General features: G+C 70.7%; 15 protein-coding genes. 8 read left to right on the top strand and 7 right to left on the bottom strand.

Annotated features, from left to right (window positions below):
* Positions 1-192 precede the first annotated feature (192 nt).
* Together NR810_RS28735 and NR810_RS28730 are read left to right on the top strand one after the other, a co-directional pair.
* Positions 193-3,231: a helicase-related protein gene (locus NR810_RS28735; RefSeq protein WP_257457396.1), complete on the top strand. Its 3,039-nt coding sequence runs from the start codon at positions 193-195 to the stop codon at positions 3,229-3,231.
* An 87-nt stretch (positions 3,232-3,318) separates the two neighbouring features.
* Positions 3,319-4,569 (top strand): FAD-dependent oxidoreductase, encoded by a 1,251-nt coding sequence (locus NR810_RS28730; protein WP_257457394.1) that lies wholly within the window; start codon positions 3,319-3,321, stop codon positions 4,567-4,569.
* Between the two features lie 68 nt (positions 4,570-4,637).
* On the opposite strand, the gene NR810_RS28725 is transcribed toward NR810_RS28730, so the two are convergent.
* The 3 genes from NR810_RS28725 to NR810_RS28715 form a co-directional block, all read right to left on the bottom strand.
* Positions 4,638-5,210, bottom strand: coding sequence for a hypothetical protein (locus NR810_RS28725; RefSeq protein WP_204222391.1), 573 nt, complete (start codon positions 5,208-5,210; stop codon positions 4,638-4,640).
* A gap of 3 nt (positions 5,211-5,213) precedes the next feature.
* Positions 5,214-5,978 (bottom strand): hypothetical protein, encoded by a 765-nt coding sequence (locus tag NR810_RS28720; protein WP_257457393.1) that lies wholly within the window; start codon positions 5,976-5,978, stop codon positions 5,214-5,216.
* A gap of 61 nt (positions 5,979-6,039) precedes the next feature.
* Entirely contained in the window at positions 6,040-6,264 is a 225-nt protein-coding gene (locus NR810_RS28715) for a hypothetical protein (protein WP_257457392.1), read from the bottom strand.
* Between the two features lie 137 nt (positions 6,265-6,401).
* Here NR810_RS28715 and NR810_RS28710 point away from each other — a divergent pair, with 137 nt between their 5' ends.
* Positions 6,402-7,046, top strand: a complete 645-nt coding sequence (locus NR810_RS28710) for a hypothetical protein (RefSeq protein WP_257457391.1) — start codon at positions 6,402-6,404, stop codon at positions 7,044-7,046.
* A gap of 30 nt (positions 7,047-7,076) precedes the next feature.
* Here the strand turns inward: NR810_RS28710 and NR810_RS28705 are convergent, their stop codons facing one another.
* Both NR810_RS28705 and NR810_RS28700 read right to left on the bottom strand, forming a co-directional pair.
* Positions 7,077-8,039 (bottom strand): hypothetical protein, encoded by a 963-nt coding sequence (locus NR810_RS28705; protein ID WP_257457390.1) that lies wholly within the window; start codon positions 8,037-8,039, stop codon positions 7,077-7,079.
* 134 nt (positions 8,040-8,173) lie between these two features.
* A complete protein-coding gene (locus tag NR810_RS28700; protein WP_257457389.1) occupies positions 8,174-9,937 on the bottom strand; it encodes an ABC transporter ATP-binding protein in 1,764 nt (587 codons plus the stop codon).
* Positions 9,938-10,095: 158 nt separating this feature from the next.
* Here NR810_RS28700 and NR810_RS28695 point away from each other — a divergent pair, with 158 nt between their 5' ends.
* The 5 genes from NR810_RS28695 (at position 10,096) to NR810_RS28675 (ending at position 15,993) form a co-directional block, all read left to right on the top strand.
* Positions 10,096-10,539, top strand: a complete 444-nt coding sequence (locus NR810_RS28695; RefSeq protein WP_204222386.1) for a hypothetical protein — start codon at positions 10,096-10,098, stop codon at positions 10,537-10,539.
* 141 nt (positions 10,540-10,680) lie between these two features.
* Entirely contained in the window at positions 10,681-11,811 is a 1,131-nt protein-coding gene (gene dnaJ / locus NR810_RS28690; RefSeq protein WP_257457388.1) for a molecular chaperone DnaJ, read from the top strand.
* 72 nt (positions 11,812-11,883) lie between these two features.
* Positions 11,884-13,410, top strand: a complete 1,527-nt coding sequence (locus NR810_RS28685) for a GspE/PulE family protein (RefSeq protein WP_257457387.1) — start codon at positions 11,884-11,886, stop codon at positions 13,408-13,410.
* A 24-nt stretch (positions 13,411-13,434) separates the two neighbouring features.
* Entirely contained in the window at positions 13,435-14,061 is a 627-nt protein-coding gene (locus NR810_RS28680) for a PEGA domain-containing protein (RefSeq protein ID WP_257457386.1), read from the top strand.
* A gap of 105 nt (positions 14,062-14,166) precedes the next feature.
* Positions 14,167-15,993: a glycoside hydrolase family 3 protein gene (locus NR810_RS28675; protein ID WP_257457385.1), complete on the top strand. Its 1,827-nt coding sequence runs from the start codon at positions 14,167-14,169 to the stop codon at positions 15,991-15,993.
* Positions 15,994-16,094: 101 nt separating this feature from the next.
* Here the strand turns inward: NR810_RS28675 and NR810_RS28670 are convergent, their stop codons facing one another.
* Both NR810_RS28670 and NR810_RS28665 read right to left on the bottom strand, forming a co-directional pair.
* Entirely contained in the window at positions 16,095-17,165 is a 1,071-nt protein-coding gene (locus NR810_RS28670; protein WP_257457383.1) for a ketopantoate reductase family protein, read from the bottom strand.
* 84 nt (positions 17,166-17,249) lie between these two features.
* Positions 17,250-18,722 (bottom strand): chitinase, encoded by a 1,473-nt coding sequence (locus NR810_RS28665; protein WP_257457381.1) that lies wholly within the window; start codon positions 18,720-18,722, stop codon positions 17,250-17,252.
* Between the last annotated feature and the right edge of the window lie 16 nt (positions 18,723-18,738).

The following is an 18,738-nucleotide window of genomic DNA, read 5'->3' as shown; positions in this document are numbered from 1 at the left end:
TCCACCTTGCCTGTAGAGGGTCTGTGGAGGAATCGCCCTCGCGGGCAGGGGGGAGTCCATTTGATGACAGCGGCATCACCCCGGAGTACGAGGCCGGACCGAAATCCAAGGGGTTCGCGGGATGGCCGAGGGCGGCTCGGGGCGTTATGAGCGAACCCCCTTCTTTCATTCCGTGAGGGTCCGTTTCCGACCATGTCGTTCGTTCCAGGCAACAAGGTCCGCTACCTCCCCCAGCCCGAGTGGGGCGTGGGACATCTGCTGTCGATGCAGGACGAGGGCGCCAAGGCGCTCGTCCTCTTCCCCGCCCGGGAGGGAGAGCCGGTGCTGGTGTCCACCAAGGGCGGCGCCCTGGTGCACTACGTCCTGACGAAGGGCGAGCCGGTGCAGACGGCCAAGGCCCGGCGCGCCACCGTGGTGGGCGAGGAGGAGGGCGGACGGGGCCTGCGCCGCTACGTCATCCGCTATGCGGACACGGGCGAGGAGGACGAGCTGCCCGAGTCCGAGGTGCATGCGCTCGCGCCGCGCTCGGATCTGCTCAGCACGTTGCGCGAGGGCCGGGTGGGGGACGCGCGTGCCTTCACCCTGCGCAAGCAGGCGCTGGTGCTGGACGACGAGCGGCGGTGTGACGCGCTGGGCGCGCTGCTGGCCAGCCGGGTGATGGTGAAGCCGCACCAGGTGGGCGTGGTGCAGCGCGTGCTGAGCGCGCGCCGGCCGCGCTTCGTGCTCGCCGACGAGGTGGGCCTGGGGAAGACCATCGAGGCGGGCATGGTGTTCAGCGCCCTGCGCCTGTCGGGCCTGGCCCGGCGCGTGCTGGTGGTGGCCCCCAGCCACCTCACCGTGCAGTGGCTGGTGGAGCTGTTCCACAAGTTCAACCAGCTCTTCACGTTGATGGACTCGGAGCGGTACGCGCAGTCGCTCAAGGAGATGCCGGGCGTGTCCCCCTGGGCGCGCTTCCCGCTGGTGGTGACGAGCCTGGAGATGCTGGCGCGCGGCGAGGAGCACCGCGAGTCGGTGGCCGACGAGGACGCCTTCTGGGACCTGGTCATCATCGACGAGGCGCACCACCTCAAGGGCGAGAAGGCCTTCGAGGCCGCCCAGGGCCTGGCGGCCAACAGCTGGGGTCTGCTGCTGCTCACGGCGACGCCCATGCAGTTGGACCCGGCCGAGTACCACGGGCTGCTCACGCTCATCGACGCGTCCACGGCGCCCACGGTGAAGGGCTTCGAGCAGCGGCTGGCGCGCCAGGAGGAGCTGAGCGCGGCGGTGCGCGGGCTGCTGGAGGGCAAGGACGCGGCGGGCGCGGTGAAGGCGCTGGCCTCGCGCTTCCCGGACGACCCCAAGCTGAAGACGGAGAAGGACCGGGACGCGCTGCTGCAGCACCTGGCGGAGACGTACAGCCTGTCGGACCGGCTGGTGCGCAACCGGCGCGCGGTGGTGGGTGGCTTCTCCACGCGCCGCCTGCACCGCCACCCGGTGAAGCTGTCCGCGGACGAGCTGAAGACGCGCGACGCCGCCCTGGCCGCGCTCGCGTCCTCCAACCTGCGCGGCGCGCCGCTGGGCAACCTGCTGCGCCGCCTGGAGTCGAGCCCCGCCGCCTTCGGCGAGGCCCTGCGCACCAACAAGGCCCTGGCGGGCGTGGCCGGCAGCCTCAAGCTGCCCTCGCGCGACGCGAAGTTCGGCGCCTTCCTGGACGTGCTGCGCGGCCGCATCTGGGGCTCGGAGCCCAACGCCAAGGTGCTCGTCTTCACCGAGAGCCGCGACACCCTGGAGGCCCTGCGCTCGGAGCTGGGCCGCGAGGGCATCGAGGCGCTCGCGTACCATGGCGACCTGCCCATGGTGGAGCGGGACCGGCAGGTGGCGCGCTTCCGCGACCCCGAGGGCCCCAAGGTGCTGCTGTGCACCGAGGTGGGCGGCGAGGGCCGCAACTTCCAGTTCGCGCACCACCTGGTGCACTACGACCTGCCGTGGAGCCCGTCCACGGTGGAGCAGCGCATCGGCCGTCTGGACCGCATCGGGCAGAACCACCCCGTCGAGATTCATGTCTTCGATCCCGTGGGCACGCTGGCGGCGGACGTGCTGATGCTGCTCGCGGACGCGGTGGGCGTGTTCGGCGAGACGGTGGGCGGTCTGGACGCGGTGCTGGAGGAGGTGGAGGACCGGCTCACGGAGCTGGCGCTGCTGCCCCGTGAGTCGCGCGTGGCGTACGCCGCCGAGCTGAAGCAGAAGGTGGAGGCGGCGCGTGCACAGGTGAAGCGCGCGTATGATCCGCTGCTGGACATCCGCTCGTTCGACCGCGAGGCCGTGGCGCGGCTGGTGACGCGCGCGCAGGAGCGCATGGGCGTGGAGCCCGACGAGGAGGAGGAGCAGAGCCTCGACGAGGGCCTGTGGAGCGTGGCGCGCGACCTGGACGAGAAGCTCGAGGAGACGGTGACGGAGCTGGCGCGCCGGGTGGGCATCGGCGTGGACACCGACGAGCAGGTGGATGCCTTCCAGTGCGCCTTGCAGTTCGGCCACGCGCTGAAGGTGGAGGGTCTGCCGGGCATCGACATCACCGAGGACCGGACGGTGCTGGGCTCCTTCTGGCGCGACACGGCCGTGGAGGCCGAGGAGCTGGAGTACTTCGCCACGGGCCACCCCATCGTGGAGGCGCTGTTCGGCTTCCTGCGGGACGGGCCCTACGGGCGCAGTGGGGCGCGCTTCATCGAGAAGCGGGGGCCGATGAAGGCCCGGGGCGTGGAGCTGCTCTACCACGTGCAGATGCCGGAGCCCGAGGACACCTCGCCGGGCGCCCGGGTGCCGAGCCGGCAGATCGCCCGCTTCCTGGAGCGCACGCTGGTGCACGTGGCGGTGGTGGAGGGCCCCACGGGTCCCAAGGCCGACGCGGCGGTGCTGCCCGCCCTGGAGGCCGACGGCAAGTCGCTCAAGGGCGACGAGTGGCTGCGCCTCTTCCCGGGCTTCGGCGCCTTCGTGGAGAAGGGCGTGCCGGTGGCGCAGAAGGCCGCCGAGGCCGACCTGGCGAAGTTGCAGGCGCGGGCCCGCAAGGCCATCGAGTCCGAGCGTGACGCGGCGCTGGAGCGGATGCGGCTGTCGCTGACCCACCAGGGGCTGGAGGAGAAGGCCGTGGAGGCGCAGCTCTCCGCCGAGCGCATGCACTACGAGCGGTTGTTGATGGCCCTGGCTGGCGCGAAGGTGGTGCTCGACTCCGCCTGCGGCTTCGTCATCAACCGCTGAGCCTCCCCGCGCTCCCACTTGGATCAGGTATCGTCTGGCCCCGAGACGATGTCTGCCTGAGTGGGAGCACCCAGGGGGGCCCTGTACATGTCGAAAGCAGTGGTGATTGGCGGTGGGATCGCGGGTCTGTCGGCGGCGACCGTGCTGTCCCGGCACTTCGCCCGCGTCCTGCTGGTGGATCGGGATGGGCAGGGCGTACAGCACGAGCGCCGCGGCGTTCCCCAGGTGGACCACGTCCACGTGCTGCTGCGGCGCGGCTGGTTGGCCCTCGGCGAGCTCTTCCCGGGCATCGACGACGACCTGACCCGCGCCGGCGCCGCGTGGCTGGATTGGGGCCCCGGTTGTCATTGGGTCGGACGCTTCGGCGCCTTCCCCCGTCCCCCCTCGGACATCACCTCGCGCTCGTGCAGCCGCGGCCTCCTCGAGAAGACGATCCGCGCCCGCGTCGCCAGCAACCCGCGCATCGAGCTCGTCGAGCGCTTCGAGGCCGGCACCTTCCGCTGGGACTCCTCTCGCCGGCGCATCCTCGCCGTGAAGGCCGGCGATGGTCGCGAGCTGGAGGCCTCGCTCTTCGTCGATGCCTCGGGTCGCAATGGCCCCTTCCGCTCCCAGGCCGTGCTCGAGAAGGTGGATGCCCGGGCCAGCTACTCCACCTGCGTCGTTCGCATCCCCCACGCGGAACGGCTTCCGTTCCGGCAGATCTACGTCCAGGTGTGTCCCCCTCAGTTCCTGCGCGGCGGCGGGCTCGTTCCCATCGAGAACGGGTTGTACCTGGCCCTGCTGGTCGGCTCCGGCAATGAGCTTCCTCCCGGCGACCGCGAGGGGTTCCTGGACTACGCCCGCTCCCTGCGCGACCCCGCCCTCGCCCAGGTGCTCCCCGAGGCCGAGTTCCTGGGCCCCATCCACTGCTTCCGCAGGATGGCCGGCACTCGCGTGCTGAGCACGTCCCTCCAGTCCGACAACCTCGTCATGCTCGGCGACGCGCTGTGCTCCTTCAATCCTGTCTATGGCCAGGGCATGACCGTCGGCATGCTGTCCGCCCTCGAGCTCGGCCGCCAACTGGCTCGCGACGGGCGCACCTCACAGAAGGCTTTTCATGAGCTGGTGGATGGTCCCTGGCTCTCGGCCGCCAGTGAGGATCTGCGCGTCCCCGGGTGCTCCCTGGAGAATGTGAGCGCCACCCGGCGTCTCGCCATGTCTCTCAGCAGTGCCCTGGTGGACCGGGTCACGCTTCGGGCTACCTATGACCCGGATGCCCATCAGCGCATGATGCGCGTGCTCCACATGGTCGATCCGCCCTCGGCCCTCATGCCGCTCGCGTTGCCCAGAGTCGGGTAGCGCACGGGGGCGTATACCCTCACCCCGACCCTCTCCCAGAGGGAGAGGGAGGAGATGGGCAGGCGGAATCAGACTCGCAGCTTTTCTCTCAGGGTCTTCGCCCTCCCCTGCATGTCCGGGTCCAGGCTCGTCAGCTCGATTCCCTTGAGCCGCTGATCCAGGCTCTTGGGCACCTTCGTCTTCACCAGCTTGCCCTCCGCCTCCAATCCCTCCAGCCTCGCCAGCGCCTTGTCCACGATGCGCTCCCGTGGATGCCCCAACAGGCTGTCGAGGAAGTAGGGGTCCTCCGGCAGCTCGGGGTACTTCTCCAGGTAGTCCAGCACGCCCTGCGCCCAGGCCCGCGGATCCTCCGCGGACTCCATCAGCTTCTGCATGGCCTGCTTCTGCGCCTTGCGCTTGCCCTCCGGGTCGAACGTCTTCGCCAGACCCTCCGGCAGCTCTCCCCCCGTGAAGAGCGCGTCCGCCGCCGCCTTGTACTTCTGGTAGGACGCGCTGCGCTCGATTCGCTGCTGCGCCGGATCGTCCTGCCGGGACGTGTGACCGCGGCCCTTGCCTCGCGACGCGTCGATCTCCCGCCACGACTTCGTCCGCTTGCCGGAGAAGCCCCCGCCGCCTCGATCGTCGTCTTTGTCACGTGCCATTCTTCACTTTCCCTTCCGAGCACTCCACAGCGCCACCGTGCCGCGCTTCACCAGGGTGCGGACCTTCGTCAGCTCCTCGGGTGTCAGGGGATGCTCCTCGTCCTGCTCCGCCTCGAACAGCGCCTCGTCCGCGTACGCGGTGAGGGCCGCGGGCACTGGCGGAGTCTCCGTGCCCGGCTCTTCCATCGCCCTGGCGGCCACGCTCGCCAACCCCTGCGGCCAACCGAGCTCCAGCATGGCATGCAGCTCGAAAAGCAGGTGGCGGGCAACGGCATATCCTTCGTCCGTGAGCCCCGCCCCGTCAAGGGCACCCAGCAGCGCGTCCTGCTTGTTTTCGAACGCATCGTGCAGCCGCGTCCGCCCCCGCTCGTCGTCCTCCAGATAACGCCAGGCCGCCTCCACGAATGCCGTGTCCGGCTCCCCCGGGGCGAACGGCCTGGGCGCCTCCGTCTTCTGCTTCTTCGGCCTCGGCGCCCGAGGCTCCTCCTCCAGCCGCACCGGCTTGCCTTCCTCCACCAGGTCCCACAGGCCCAGCAGGTTCTGGAAGAGCCGGCGCGCCAGCTCCGGGGACTCGAAGCGCGGCTCGCGCTCGAAGAGGCCGGAGATGGCGTCCCCCGAGGGGCGCCCCTCCGTGTGGGCCTGCCGCATGTGCGCCAACACCGTGAGGCTGTCGTGCGGCGTGCCCGCGAGCTCCAGCAGCCCGTCGAGCACCTGCGCGCCCTCGAAGTGGTGGACGAAATCCATTCGCTTGGAACGGGAGCGACTCATGAGGTGCACACCGTAGCGCCCGGACGGCGGGGAGGCACGTGACTCCGTACGGCCTCTTCCACTACTCGCCCATCAGATCGTCCTGGTGCTGCTTGGGGTTGCTGGGCCATTCGTAGTCCTCCGGGACGTGGCCGCCACCGTGCTGGGCCGTGCCGTCCCAGCTCACGTCCGGGTAGCGCGGGTCGTAACCCGACCCCTGGCGCTCCGGCTCGCCCGTCACCTCCGTGCGGTTGGCGGGCGCCACGAAGGGCGTCTGGATGGGTTCGTCGGGCAGGTTGATTGCCATGTGTGGGTTCCTCCAGGGCAACCATAGGAATGCTCCCCGGCCATGGCCCGGGCCGCCCCGGGAAGACCAGGCAGGGAGTCAGAGGCATGCATGGCCTTCCGTTTCCGTCCATCCCACCCTAGGCTGCCGCCCCGTCCATGAGCGAATCGTCCTCGGAGAGATTGAAGGCCGCCGTCCTGGCGCTGTACCAGGCGCGCCCGGTGGAGGGACCTCCTGGAGACGGCGGACAGCGCTCCGTGTGGCACCTGTCGCCCCAGGGCGCGGAGCTGCTCTCCTTCGTGGACAGCGAGGGGAAGGTGCAGCGCCAGGAGTTGACGCTGCTGGGTGAGCACTGCGTGTGGATGAGCGGTGTGGGCCTGCGCACCGGACGGGTGGAGCAGGATGGGGCCGCGCGCGCCGCGGCCAGTGTCGTCCACCCGGATGCCGAGCCCGTCCCCGCCCGGTTGCTCCGCGCCGCCCTCGCCCTCGAGGGCTACCAGGGTGAGGATCGCTACATCCAACACATCCAGCGGGTGCTCGCGCTCGCGCGCCAGGGACTCGTGCTCGCCGGGGGCGCCAGTGCCGCCGCGCCCGCGCCCGCCGCGCCCTCCGTGTCTGCAACCCAGGCTCACGCTCCGGCTCCTTCCGCCGTGCCGTCCCCCCCCACCCCCATCCGGCTCCCGGAGATTCCGCTCGTCGACCCCGTCATGCTGCGCAGGCAGAAGACGGAGGGCCTGACGATGCTCATCGTCCTCGGGCTGGGGCTCGTGCTGGGCGTGGCGCTGCTCCTCTGGCTCATCTGAGCACCACGGCGGCCCGGGTGGGCCGCGAGCTCACCGCGCGGACCGGATGCCCCCGAGCGACGACAGGTTGCTGGCGGGCAGGGTGCCGAGCGCGTTCGACGCGCCGCTGCTCACCAGCAAGGGAAGAAGGGTGCGCGACAGACCGGCGTCCCGGGCGCCCTGGGCGGCCAGCTCCAGCGGGCGCGCGTCCAGCAGCAGCACGGCGGCCGAGAGCCCCGCGAGCACGAGGCTGCCCGCCCACTGGGAGACGGCCTGGGGGCGCAGGTAGAACTGCCAGGACACGAGCGAGAGCGCCAGGACGGCCAGGAGCCCCAGCGCGGCCCAGCGCAGCTGGTGCAGGTCCGCGAGCCGCTCGGTGCCCGAGGTGATGAACCCGGCGCGGGCCTCCGCGGACTGCGTGGCGAGCGTCGTGAGCATCTGGAAGAGCTGGTGCGCCTCGAGCGCCACCAGCAGCGCGATGCTCCCCAGTACCAGGCTCAGCGCGGCGCCCAGCAGCTGTCCGGTGCCCTCGCCCACCAGCGTCGCCCGCCCGCGCAGCAGCACCAGCCCCACCGCCACCCCCACCAGCAGCGCCGCGCTCGCCCACGCGCCCATCAGCCGCGTCACCATGGCCTCGCCGGTGCCCGCCACCAGCACGCCCAGCGCGTCTCCGCTGCCCACGTCCGGCAGCGCCGCCAGCACCCGCTCCATCGCCTCGTCCGTGCCGGCGATGCCCAGGAACCACGGCAGCATGGCGATGCCCACCAGCACCACCAGCGGCGCGTGCCGCCCCGTCAGGCCCATGCTCAGCAGCATCGAGAGCACGACCATCACTCCCAGCACCGCCGCCGCCATCAACAAGCTGTAGGGCCCCGCTGTGTCCGCCATGCGCCACACCTCGGTGCGGCCACCGACGAACGACACGAGGGCGGAACCGAAGCCCACCACCGCCACCGCCGGAAGCGCGGCGACGAGCAGGCCAGACACGGTGTTCAGCTTTGCGGGGACCAACATACTTCAAGATTATACAGCACCCGCTCGGAATTCCAGAATTGGGGCAAGAATCCGTTTTTCCTGCCTGGCCGTGAACGAATCCACGGAGCGTTGGGTTGAAGCGCTGACAGGAGGGCGGACGGCCATGTCCGCTATCAGGCGGCGACAGCGCCTTCACCCAGGAGGCGGGTGTAGCGCCCACCTTTGGCGACAAGCTCGTCGTGGGTGCCGGCCTCCACCACCTGGCCGGCGTCCAGGACGACGATGAGGTCGGCGTCCCGCACGGTGGACAGGCGGTGGGCGATGACGAGCACCGTGCGGCCCTTCATCAGCGCCGCCAGCCCCGCGCCCACTGCGGCCTCGCTCTGGGCATCCAGGGCGCTGGTGGGCTCGTCCAGCAGCAGCACCGAGGGCTGGCGCAGGAAGGCCCGCGCCAGGACGAGCCGCTGCCGTTGTCCGCCGGACAGGCGCGCACCGCGCTCGCCCACCGGCTCGTCCATGCCGCCGGGCAGGGCCCGAACGAAGTCCTCCGCGTGGGCCAGCCGCAGCGCCTCCCACAGCTCGGCGTCGGTGGCCTCGGGCCGGCCCAGCAGCAGGTTGTGCCGCACGCTGCCGGAGAAGAGCACCGGCTCCTGGGGCACCCACGCCATCTGGGCGCGCACGCTGGAGGGCTTGAGCTGGGACAGGGGCGTACCGTCCCAGCGCACCGTGCCGCCGCTCGGAGCCAGGAAGCCCAGCAGGACGGAGAAGAGCGTCGTCTTGCCCGCGCCCGAGGCTCCCACCAGCGCCACCCGGGTGCCCGCTGGCACGGTGAGGTCCACCCCGCGCAGCGCCTCGCGGCCGTCCGTGTAGGTGGCGCGCACCCCCTCCAACGTCAGCGCGCGGCCCAGGGGCGCGGCCTGCGCGCCTTCGTCCGGCGGCACCGGCGAGTCCGCCAGGGTGAAGAGCCGCTCGGCGGCCACCAGGCCCGTGAGCACCTGGGAGAGCGTGCCGCTGAGCGACTTCACCGGCTGATAGAGGAGGAGCACGGAGGCGATGAAGGAGAGCAGCCGGCCGGAGAGCGCCGGGTCCGCCGCCACCGCGCGCGCCCCCCAGGCCACCGCCAGCGCCACGCCGAGAATCCCCATCACCTCCACCGTGGGGCTGTAGGCGCCGCGCAGGAAGAGCGAGCGGCGCATCTCCCCGAGGTAGCGCTCCGACTCGGCCTCGAAGTCCTTCAGGGCCCGGGGCGCGCCGTCATGGGCCTGCACCACGGGCAGGGCCTGCAGCTGCTCCGCGGTGAGGGCGGTGAGCGCGCCGAGGCTGTTCTGCGAGCGGTTGGCCACCTTCTTGAGCGAGCGCGCGAAGCTGCGCACGGGCAGCACCGTGAGGGGCATCACCACGAAGGTGAGGAGGAAGAGCTTCGCGTCGATGAGGAAGCAGGCGGTGAGCAGCGCCAGGATTTGAAGCCCGTCCTTCAGATAGGAGGAGAGCGCCTGGGTGACGGAGAACTCCACCAGCGGCACGTCCGCGGTGAAGCGGGTGAGGAGCTCGCCCGAGTGCCGCTGCTCGAAGAAGGCCGGGGGCTGGGCGAGCAGCCGCGAGTAGAGGAAGCCGCGCAGGTCCGCCATCACCCGCTGGCCCAGCCGCTGCATCCACCCGCCCTGGAGGAAGCTGGCCGACGCCTTCACCACCGCCACGCCCACCACCATCAGGGGGAGCACGCGCAGCATGCGCTCTCCGGGCAGGGTCATCCCCGCGAGCTCCACGGGGGCGCCGGTGAGGACGGCGCGCAGCAGCGGCCCCACGAGCCAGGCGTAGGCGGAGGTGGCGGCGGCGGCGACGAGCGAGGCGCCCAGGCCCGCGAGCAGCAGGCCCCGGTAGGGCCGGAGGTAGCTCAGCAGGCGGCGGTAGACGTGTGGAGAAGGACGGGGGGCCACGGAAGAGCGCGCACTCTCGCATCCTGTCCGCTGGTGGGCAAAGCCCGCTGTTCGACAGTGCCAGGGGTGCCTCCCCGCCCGCCCTGCGGCCCGGCACTCAATCCGGGTTGGCCCTTTCATTGCTCCGCCGGGAAGGGGCGGACAGCTTTTCGCTAGCCATGGACACCAACAACACTGGGAAAGAGACGCTGTTCAGTCCGGGCTGTGAGCCCGTGGTCGATAACGAAGAGCGTCGTCGGCTCCTGTGGCTGATGGCGGAGTACTTTCGCACCATCGGCTGCACGGACATCAAGGCCCGGTTGCCCGGCTTCATGCCACCGCCCATCCTCTCGGGCACCATCGAGGATCATCGGCCGGACTTCACCTGCCGACAGTCCGACTCGGCGCGCACCCCCATCATCCTGGAGATCGTCACACCGGGCATGGTGGAGGACCCCACAACGGAGAACCGCTGGAGCCTGCTGTCCAGCGCGGCGAAGCTCTACAACGCGGAGCTTCACTTCGTGGTCCCCAAGTGGGCCCCTCGGGGGGCGGTGGATCCGGTGCTCAAGCGGCGGCTCGCTCGCATGGAGCTGACGGCCAACCGGGTCTGGACTGTCTGAGCCGGACGTTTCGCGCGTGAACCCGAGGGTCCGCCCCATCGGTCGGGGCGGGCCCGGATTGCCGGACCTCTCGCCTGCGTTATAGTGACTTCGAAGACTACGCGCGCGTAGAAAGTCCAATAATTCCAGGGGTTTGACGCAATGCCAGCGGCGGCGGGCCAGAAACGCGATTACTACGAGGTACTGGGCGTCCAGAAGAACGTCTCGGCGCAGGAGTTGAAAAGCGCCTTTCGCAAGGTGGCCCTGCAGTTCCACCCGGACCGGAACCCCGGAAACAAGGAGGCCGAGGAGAAGTTCAAGGAGGCCTCGGAAGCCTACGAGGTGCTGAGCGACCCGGATCGCCGGGCCCGGTATGACCGGTTCGGTCATGCGGGCGTGGGCGGAGCGGCCGGGGGAGGAGATCCGTTCGGCGGGTTCCAGGGTGTCAACATCAACGACATCTTCGGGGAGATTTTCGGGGACATCTTCGGTGGGAGGGGTGGACGCGGCCGGGCGAGCAACCGGGGCGCGGACCTGCGCTTCAACCTGGAGATTTCCTTCGAGGAGGCGGCGTTCGGCTGCCGTCCGAAGGTGCCGATTCCGAGGCCGAAGAAGTGCGAGACGTGCAGCGGCTCGGGGAGCAAGAGCGGCGCGGGGCCGAAGGCGTGCGGGACGTGCGGAGGCTCGGGCGAGCTGCGCTTCACGCAGGGCTTCTTCGCGGTGTCCCGGCCGTGCAGCGACTGCGGCGGCACGGGCGCGGTGGTGCCGGACCCGTGCGCCAAGTGCCGGGGCTCGGGCAAGGTGCCCTCCGAGGAGGTCATCGAGGTCAACATCCCCGCGGGCGTGGACAACGGCACGCGGGTGAGGTTGGGCGGCCTGGGTGAGCCGGGAGACCGGGGCGGGCCTCCGGGCGACCTGTACGTGACGGTCATCGTGCGCGAGCACCCGCTCTTCCAGCGCGAGGACTACGACGTGTTCTGCGAGGTGCCCATCTCGTTCACGCAGGCGGCGCTGGGCGCGAAGATCGACGTGCCCACGCTGGACGGGAAGGTGAAGATGACGGTGCCCGAGGGCACGCAGTCGGGGAAGGTGTTCCGGCTGAAGGGCAAGGGGATTCCGCACCTGCACAGCGGGCAGCGCGGGGACCAGCACGTGCGCGTCATCGTGGAGACGCCGACGGGGCTGTCGGGCAAGCAGCGCGAGCTGCTCGAGAAGTTCGCCGAGCTGAGTGGAGAGGATGCGCATCCGCAGTCGAAGAACTTCTTCGACAAGGTGCGCGAGCTCTTCGGCTGACCCGCTCCCCCCGGGCGGGGGACGGGGTGAGGATGTGACGGGCCACGGGGTTCTGTTAGCCTCGTGGCCCGAATGCTCCAGCCGTTGCGCACAGCCGCTCGAGCGGCGTGGGTCCTGGCCCTGCTGTTGCTCCTGGGCAGCGTGGGCCTGTGGTTGTTCCAGAATCCCCTCGAGGACGCGGAGGCCGCGCGCCGGGTGGGGCTCTACTTCCTCGGGCTCACGCTCACCCCGGCCTTCCTGGGCAGCGTGGGTCTGGCGCTCGCGCTGGGCACGGCGGGGGCGTTCGTCGAGTCCCAGGCCCGCCGCTCCGCGCGTCCGCCGCCACAACGGCAGTCCCTGTCACCGCTGGCGGTGGTGGACGCGGACGTGGCGTCCGCGGTGCGCGAGATGCTGGAGGAGGTGCGGCAGTCGCTGCGCGGCTACATCTTCCGCTCCGAGCCGGACATGATCGCCTTCGTGGACGTGCTGATGGATGGAGCCATCAACATCGGCGCGAGCGACGTGCACGTGCACCCGCTGGAGACGGGCACGCGCATCGCGTACCGCATCCACGGCGTGCTCGAGGAGGTGATGATGACTCCGCGCGAGCACCACCCGCGCCTCATCAACCGCTTCAAGGTGCTGGCCAAGGTGGTCCTCTTCCGGAGCGATCGGCCACAGGACGGGCACTTCGCCTTCGGCACGCCGGAGGGGCCCGCGGACATCCGCGTGTCGCTGCTGCCCACCAACCACGGTGAGTCCGTGGCGTTGCGCATCGCGCGCAGCAGCGTGCGGCTGCCGGAGCTGTCCAACCTGGGCTTCCCGCCGGCCATCCTCGGGCCCTACCAGCGGGTGCTGGACCGGCCGCAGGGCGTCATCTTCGTGGCGGGTGCCACGGGCAGCGGCAAGACGACGACGCTGTACGCCTCGCTGGGCTACATCAAGCGGACGCGCGGCGACATGACGCGCATCGCCACCATCGAGGATCCGGTGGAGTTCGATGTGCCGCTCTTCTCCCAGACGCAGGTGAACACCGAGCAGGGCTTCACCTTCGCCCAGGGCCTGCGGTCCGTGCTCCGGCAGGACCCCAACGTCATCATGGTGGGAGAGATTCGCGACGCGGAGACGGCGCGCACGGCCATCCAGGCGGGACTGAGCGGACACCTGCTGCTGACGACGGTGCATGCGAACTCGGCGGCGGGCGTCTTCAACCGGCTCATCGAGATGGGCGTGGAGCCCTTCCTGCTCGCGTCGGCGTCGGTGGCCAGCATCTCGCAGCGCCTGGTGCGCACGCTGTGCCCGCATTGCCGGGTGCCCTTCCAGCCCGAGCACGAGGAGATCCTCCGGCTCAACGCGGCGGGGCTGCCCAGCTCGGGCCCGTTCTACGGGGCGGCGGGGTGCGCGAAGTGTGGCGGCTCGGGCTTCCTGGGACGCACCGCCCTCTACGAGGTGCTGACCGTCACCCCGGCCATCCGCGAGTGCATCAATAGCAAGGTGCCCACGTCCCAGACGCACGATGCCGCCGTGAAGGAGGGCATGGTGCCGCTGCTCGCGGCGGGCCTGGAGCGGGCGCGGGCCGGGGCCACGACCCTGCGCGAGGTGTTCCGTGTGGTCGGCTGACATCCGGGCGTCGGAGGTGGACACGTGAGCGGTGCGATGCAGCCGGGCTCTCGGCCCGGGGAGACGGGCGCGGCCCAGGCGGGCTCGCCCGGCTCTTTCGTCCGTCCGGTGGGCAGGCCCCCCAGGCCGGTGGCCTCCGCGGGTGAGCTGGTGGCCGCGGTGCTGAAGCTGGCCTCCGCGCTCTGCGGGCTGGCCGCGGCCGGGTTGTTCGTCCTTCCGCTGCTGCGCGGTGAGGTGTCCTCCTCGCCTCGCCTCATCACCCTCTCGCCCACCTCCGCCGCTTCGGCCCCCCAGCCCACCTCCAAGGCCATCGCCGCCCCGAAGCCGCGCGTGGACGAGCCCGCCGCCGAGGAGCCGCCCCCGGAGACGGAGAAGCAGACCCAGGAGGCGCGCACCCCCTTCCAGGGGGCCCTCCTGTCGCTCGAGTCGCATCCCTCCGGCGCCAACGTCCGCGTGAACGGCGTGGACCAGGGGGACACCCCCGTGACGGTGGGGCTGGACTGCGTCCCGGGCAGGACGCTCGTGGTCGAGTTCACCCTGAAGGGCTTCCAGAAGGCGACGCACCGCGCCAAATGCCCTCGGAATGCGCTGGTCACGGTCACGGCGCGGCTGCGCAAGGGCTCCGACAAGTCCTCCACTGGTAAGAAGTGAGCCGGACTCCTCGTCCCTCCTTCATGCTTGTCAGTGTGGCGAGGCATCCTCCCGGCCCCCCCCGGCCGTGGACGGTCAGCGGCCCCGCGAGAAGAGGAACGAGGAATGGTGGAGCATCAGCGGAAGCACGTGCTGCTGACAGCGGCACTGGTCTGTCTGTCATTGGGTAGTACGGGTTGTGGCAGGGAAGAGGTCACCCCTCCGCCCACGCCCTGCGAGCGGAAGGATGACATCCACGCGGCGGACTGGGTCCCCTGCCGGCTGAAGGACATGACCCTGGAGGAGAAGGTGGGTCAGCTCTTCATGACGTATGCCTATGGAGAGCAGGCCACGGATCCGAGCGCGAGCATGATCGCGTCCAACCAGAAGGACCACGGGGTGGACACCGCCGAGCAGCTCATCTCGCGCTACCACCTGGGTGGCATCATCTACTTCACCTGGTCCAACAACCTGAACAACCCCCGGCAGATCGCCGCGCTCTCCAATGGTCTCCAGGAGGTGGCGATGCGCCAGGCGCCGGGCATTCCGCTGCTCATCGCCACGGACCAGGAGCACGGCGTGGTGTCGCGCGTGGGCGAGCCGGTCACCCAGTTCCCGGGCAGCATGGCGCTCGGGGCGGCCGGCCGCCTCCAGGACACCCACGAGGCCGCGCGCATCACCGGGCGCGAGCTGCGCGCCCTGGGCATCAACCAGAACTTCGGAACGGTCGCGGACGTCAACAGCAACCCGCTCAACCCCGTCATCGGCGTGCGCTCCTTCGGGGTGGACCCCGCGCGGGTGTCCGGCTTCGTCCAGTCCCAGGTCCAGGGCATGCAGACCGGTGGCGTCGCCGCCTCCGCCAAGCACTTCCCCGGGCATGGCGACACCGACGTCGACAGCCATTACGGGCTGCCCATCATCTCCCGCAGCACGCAGCAGCTCGACGCGGTGGACCTGCCGCCGTTCGTGGCCGCCATCGACGCGGGCGTGGATGCCATCATGAGCGCCCACATCGTGGTGCCCTCGCTGGACGCCTCGGGGCTGCCCGCGACGCTGAGCCGGCCCATCCTGACGGACCTGCTGCGCGGCCAGCTGGGTTACAAGGGCGTGGTGGTCAGCGATTCGCTCGCCATGGCGGGTGCGCGGCCCTTCGGTGACGAGAGCGATGCACGCGTTCCGGTGGAGGCCCTCAAGGCCGGCGTGGACATGCTCCTCATGCCGCCGAAGATCGACGTGGCCTACAACGCCGTGCTGGCGGCGGTGCGCGGTGGAGAGATCAGCCAGGAGCGGCTGGACGAGGCCGTGGGCCGCATCCTCACCCTCAAGCAGAAGCGCGGCGTGTTGGCCGAGCCCCTGGTCGACGAGCTGGCCACGGCGGGGGTGGTGGGGACCGCGCGCCATCTGGACGCGGCCGAGTCCATCACGGCCCGCTCCATCACCCTCTTGCGCAACGACGCGGGGGTGCTGCCGCTGAAGGCGCCGGTGAGCAAGGTGCTGGTGACCGGCTGGGGCGTGGCGACCACCGCGTCGCTGGGGGCGGAGTTGTCGAAGCGGTGGGTCTCCGCGCAGGTGCTGCAGACGGGCATCGCCCCGGCGCAGCCGGCCATCGACGAGGCGGTGGCGGCGGCCGGGCAGGTGGACGCCGTCGTGGTGCTGACCTCGCGGGCCTGGGAGAACCCGTCCCAGCTGCAGCTGGTCGGTGCGCTGCGCTCCACCCAGAAGCCGGTGGTGGTCGTCTCGGTGCGCGAGCCCTACGACGTGGGCCACCTGGGAGATGCGCCCACCGTCGTGGCCACCTATGGCTACCGCCCCGTCTCCATGCGGGCGCTCGCCAAGGTGCTGCTGGGGGTGATCAACCCCATGGGCCAGCTGCCCGTGAACATCCCCGAGGCGGGCAATCCCTCCTCGAGCCTGTATCCCGTCGGATACGGGTTGAGCTACCCCGTCCGCTGACGGCTTCGCTCCCGGAAGTTGCCGTGCCCGGAGAGCCTCCCGGGCGCGGTTTTCACCAACTGGTCCGACCATCGGACCAGTTCGCGCGGTTCGCGCCCGGGTCAGTGGCCCCGCGGCCGGGTCTGCTCGTGAATGCGGCGGAGCGTCTCCACGCCAGGTGCCAGCTCGCGCCGGGCCATGGCGTGGACCGCTTCCAGCAGCCGCTCGTTCACCGGCACCGGGATGCCATGCGCCTTCCCGCGCCGGACCACCTCGCCGTTGAGGAAGTCCACCGGCGGCTCGCGCCCCCGCTCGATGGCCGCCAGCATGGACGAGCGGAGCCGGCGGTACCGCGCGCCGATGGCCAGCAGCATCGTGTGCTTGAGGAGCAGGGAAGGGGAGCCCGGCGAGTGCCGCTCCGACTCACCCAGCGTGAGCCACTCGAGGTCCACCGTGGAGGCCACCTTCTCCACCTTCACACCTTCCGCACGGGCCACCTGGAACACCTCGGTGAAGACCTCCATCGCGAGCCTTCGGACGAAGCGGTGCCGCAGCAGCGGCCCCACGCGGCTGCCCCCCACCGTGCCCAGCGTGGAGATGGCGCAGTTGATGGCCAGCTTGCTCCAGCGCGCGCCGCGCAGGTTGTCCGTGAAGGCCACCTGGCTCACCGCGCCCAGCACCCCGGCCAGCCGCGGCAGCCTCGGATCCTGCTCGCCGGAGAGCGCGCCGAGCATGAAGCCTCCCGAGGAGGTCCGCTCGTAGACGCCCGTCTCCGGTGACGACGCGCCCCACGCCACGATGGCGCCGAGCACCCGCGGCTCACCCACGACCTGGGCCACCAGCTCCTCGCACAGCCCGTTCTGGAGCACCACCATGGCTCCGTCCGGCGCGAGCAGGTGCGCCGTGTCCCGGGCCGCCGCCTCCACCCCGTTCGGCGGCGTGGCGAGCAGGATGAAGTCGTAGGCGCCCTCCCGAGGGGGCTGGACGAAGACCTCCAGCTCGCCACGGATGGTGCGCTCGCCCTTCTCGTCGCGCAGCACCGGGCCGCGCGTCCGCAGCACGCTGGCGATCTCCTCGCGGCGCGCCACGGCGGAGACCCGCTGGCCCGCCTCCACCATGCGCGAGAGGAGCACGCCGCCGATTCCACCACAGCCCACGACGAGGACCCGGGGCGCTGTCTGTGCAGGGTTCATGGCCTCCCCTGCCTACCACGAGCCGCGCCGCCGGGGGGTGAAGACAGGCCCGGGGGTGTTGCCACCGGGCCCTCGTGCCGCCGCTCAGGGCAGCGAGTTCAGGTGCGGCTCGACGGCGTTGGAGAAGGCCCAGCCGCTGGTGCCGTCCCAGCTGATGGACCAGTCCATCACGCCGCGGAAGGACTCGTACTTCGCCACCGGCTTGTAGCTGCCGCAGTTGGTGCCCAGCACCAGGCAGCTCAGGGCCGCGTTGACCACCGAGGGGCTCACGTAGCCGCTGCCAGCGCCCTGCGGGGAGGCCGGCACGCCGATGGCGACCTGGTCCGCGCGCAGCGTGGCCAGCAGCAGGTCCGCCTGCGCGGTGATGAAGTCCACCGTGCCCTGGCTGTACACCTTGCCATCCCGGCCTAGCATGGAGCCCGAGTTGTAGTACTGCGTGTGGACGACGGTGATGAGGTCCTTGGTGTTGTTGATGAGCGGCATGTAGCGGCCACCCGTCTGCACATCCAGCGTCTGGGGCGCCATGGTCAGCACGAAGCGCGAGCCGACCTTGTTGGCGAGCTGCCGGGTGGCGTTGCTCAGGTTGGTGGCGTCGATGCCGTGCTCCAGGTCGATGTCGAGCCCGTCGAAGCCGTACTCGTTCATCAGCGCGTAGAAGCTGTCGACGAAGGCGGTGGCGGTCGCCGAGCTGTTGATGGTGACGTTGCCGCGCTCGCCGCCGATGGAGAGGACGACCTTCTTGCCCGCGGCCTGCTTGGCGCGGACGTCACTGATGAAGTCCGCCTTGGAGTAGCCGCCCAGGGCGCTGGAGAGGCCCGGATCCACGGCGAAGGTGACCTGGCCAGGGATGGCCGTCTGCTCGGCGAAGGCCACGATGATGACGTCGTAGGCGGCCGGCACGTCGCGGATGCGCAGCGTCTTGGCGCCGTTGTTGAAGTTCTGCCAGTAGCCGATGAGCGCGTGCTTCGGAATGCTGCTGGGCGGCGGCTGCCCGCCGATGTTGACCGTCACGCTCACGGCCGAGCTGGTCGCGTTGGCGGTGGAGGTGTACGCCTTCGCCGTGTAGCTGTAGGTGCCGTTCTGCGTCGAGGAGCTGAACGCGTCGGAGGCCTTCCAGCCATCCGCGCCGTTGGTGTCCGTGCCCAGCAGCGTGGAGCCCCGGTAGAACTCCACCTTCGTGCCCGTGCCGCCGCTCAGCTGCGCCGTCAGGCCGATGCTGCCCGCCGAGGTGAGGGTGGTGGGGCTGGCCGACAGGTTCACCGTGAATGCGGGCGTGCCGCAGTTGCCTCCGGGAGACCACAGGGTCGGCGTGTCCCGGGGGTTCCAGTTGGTGCCGACATAGGCGGTGTGGGTGACCAGCGCCGTGTACGCCGCGCCCTGGTAGGTGACGGCCTGCCCGGCCGTGTAGCTGTTGCCCTCCGCCCACTCGGAGCAGGCGGCGGCCGTCAGCGTCCCTTCCTCCATGTCCACCAGGGGAATCGTGTCCTGCCCACCGCAAGCAGTGCCAAACAGCTGGATGGCCGCGAGGAAGGCGGCGGAGCGAATCGAGCGTTTCATGGGCTCTCCTGTGTAG

Origin of the sequence: Archangium lipolyticum (genome assembly GCF_024623785.1) — a bacterium.
Taxonomy (GTDB): Bacteria; Myxococcota; Myxococcia; order Myxococcales; family Myxococcaceae; genus Archangium; species Archangium lipolyticum.
Note: the sequence above shows the minus strand (reverse complement) of the source record. Positions and strands in the feature narration are given on the sequence as shown.

Bases quoted from the DNA above. Each gene is read 5' to 3' on its own strand.
- NR810_RS28665 (WP_257457381.1), bottom strand. From the start codon at position 18,722: ATGAAACGCTCGATTCGCTCCGCCGCCTTCCTCGCGGCCATCCAGCTG.
- NR810_RS28725 (WP_204222391.1), bottom strand. From the start codon at position 5,210: ATGGCACGTGACAAAGACGACGATCGAGGCGGCGGGGGCTTCTCCGGC.
- NR810_RS28705 (WP_257457390.1), bottom strand. From the start codon at position 8,039: ATGTTGGTCCCCGCAAAGCTGAACACCGTGTCTGGCCTGCTCGTCGCC.
- NR810_RS28710 (WP_257457391.1), top strand. From the start codon at position 6,402: ATGAGCGAATCGTCCTCGGAGAGATTGAAGGCCGCCGTCCTGGCGCTG.
- NR810_RS28685 (WP_257457387.1), top strand. From the start codon at position 11,884: ATGCTCCAGCCGTTGCGCACAGCCGCTCGAGCGGCGTGGGTCCTGGCC.
- NR810_RS28730 (WP_257457394.1), top strand. From the start codon at position 3,319: ATGTCGAAAGCAGTGGTGATTGGCGGTGGGATCGCGGGTCTGTCGGCG.
- NR810_RS28720 (WP_257457393.1), bottom strand. From the start codon at position 5,978: ATGAGTCGCTCCCGTTCCAAGCGAATGGATTTCGTCCACCACTTCGAG.
- NR810_RS28695 (WP_204222386.1), top strand. From the start codon at position 10,096: ATGGACACCAACAACACTGGGAAAGAGACGCTGTTCAGTCCGGGCTGT.
- NR810_RS28715 (WP_257457392.1), bottom strand. From the start codon at position 6,264: ATGGCAATCAACCTGCCCGACGAACCCATCCAGACGCCCTTCGTGGCG.
- NR810_RS28670 (WP_257457383.1), bottom strand. From the start codon at position 17,165: ATGAACCCTGCACAGACAGCGCCCCGGGTCCTCGTCGTGGGCTGTGGT.
- NR810_RS28735 (WP_257457396.1), top strand. From the start codon at position 193: ATGTCGTTCGTTCCAGGCAACAAGGTCCGCTACCTCCCCCAGCCCGAG.
- NR810_RS28675 (WP_257457385.1), top strand. From the start codon at position 14,167: ATGGTGGAGCATCAGCGGAAGCACGTGCTGCTGACAGCGGCACTGGTC.
- dnaJ (WP_257457388.1), top strand. From the start codon at position 10,681: ATGCCAGCGGCGGCGGGCCAGAAACGCGATTACTACGAGGTACTGGGC.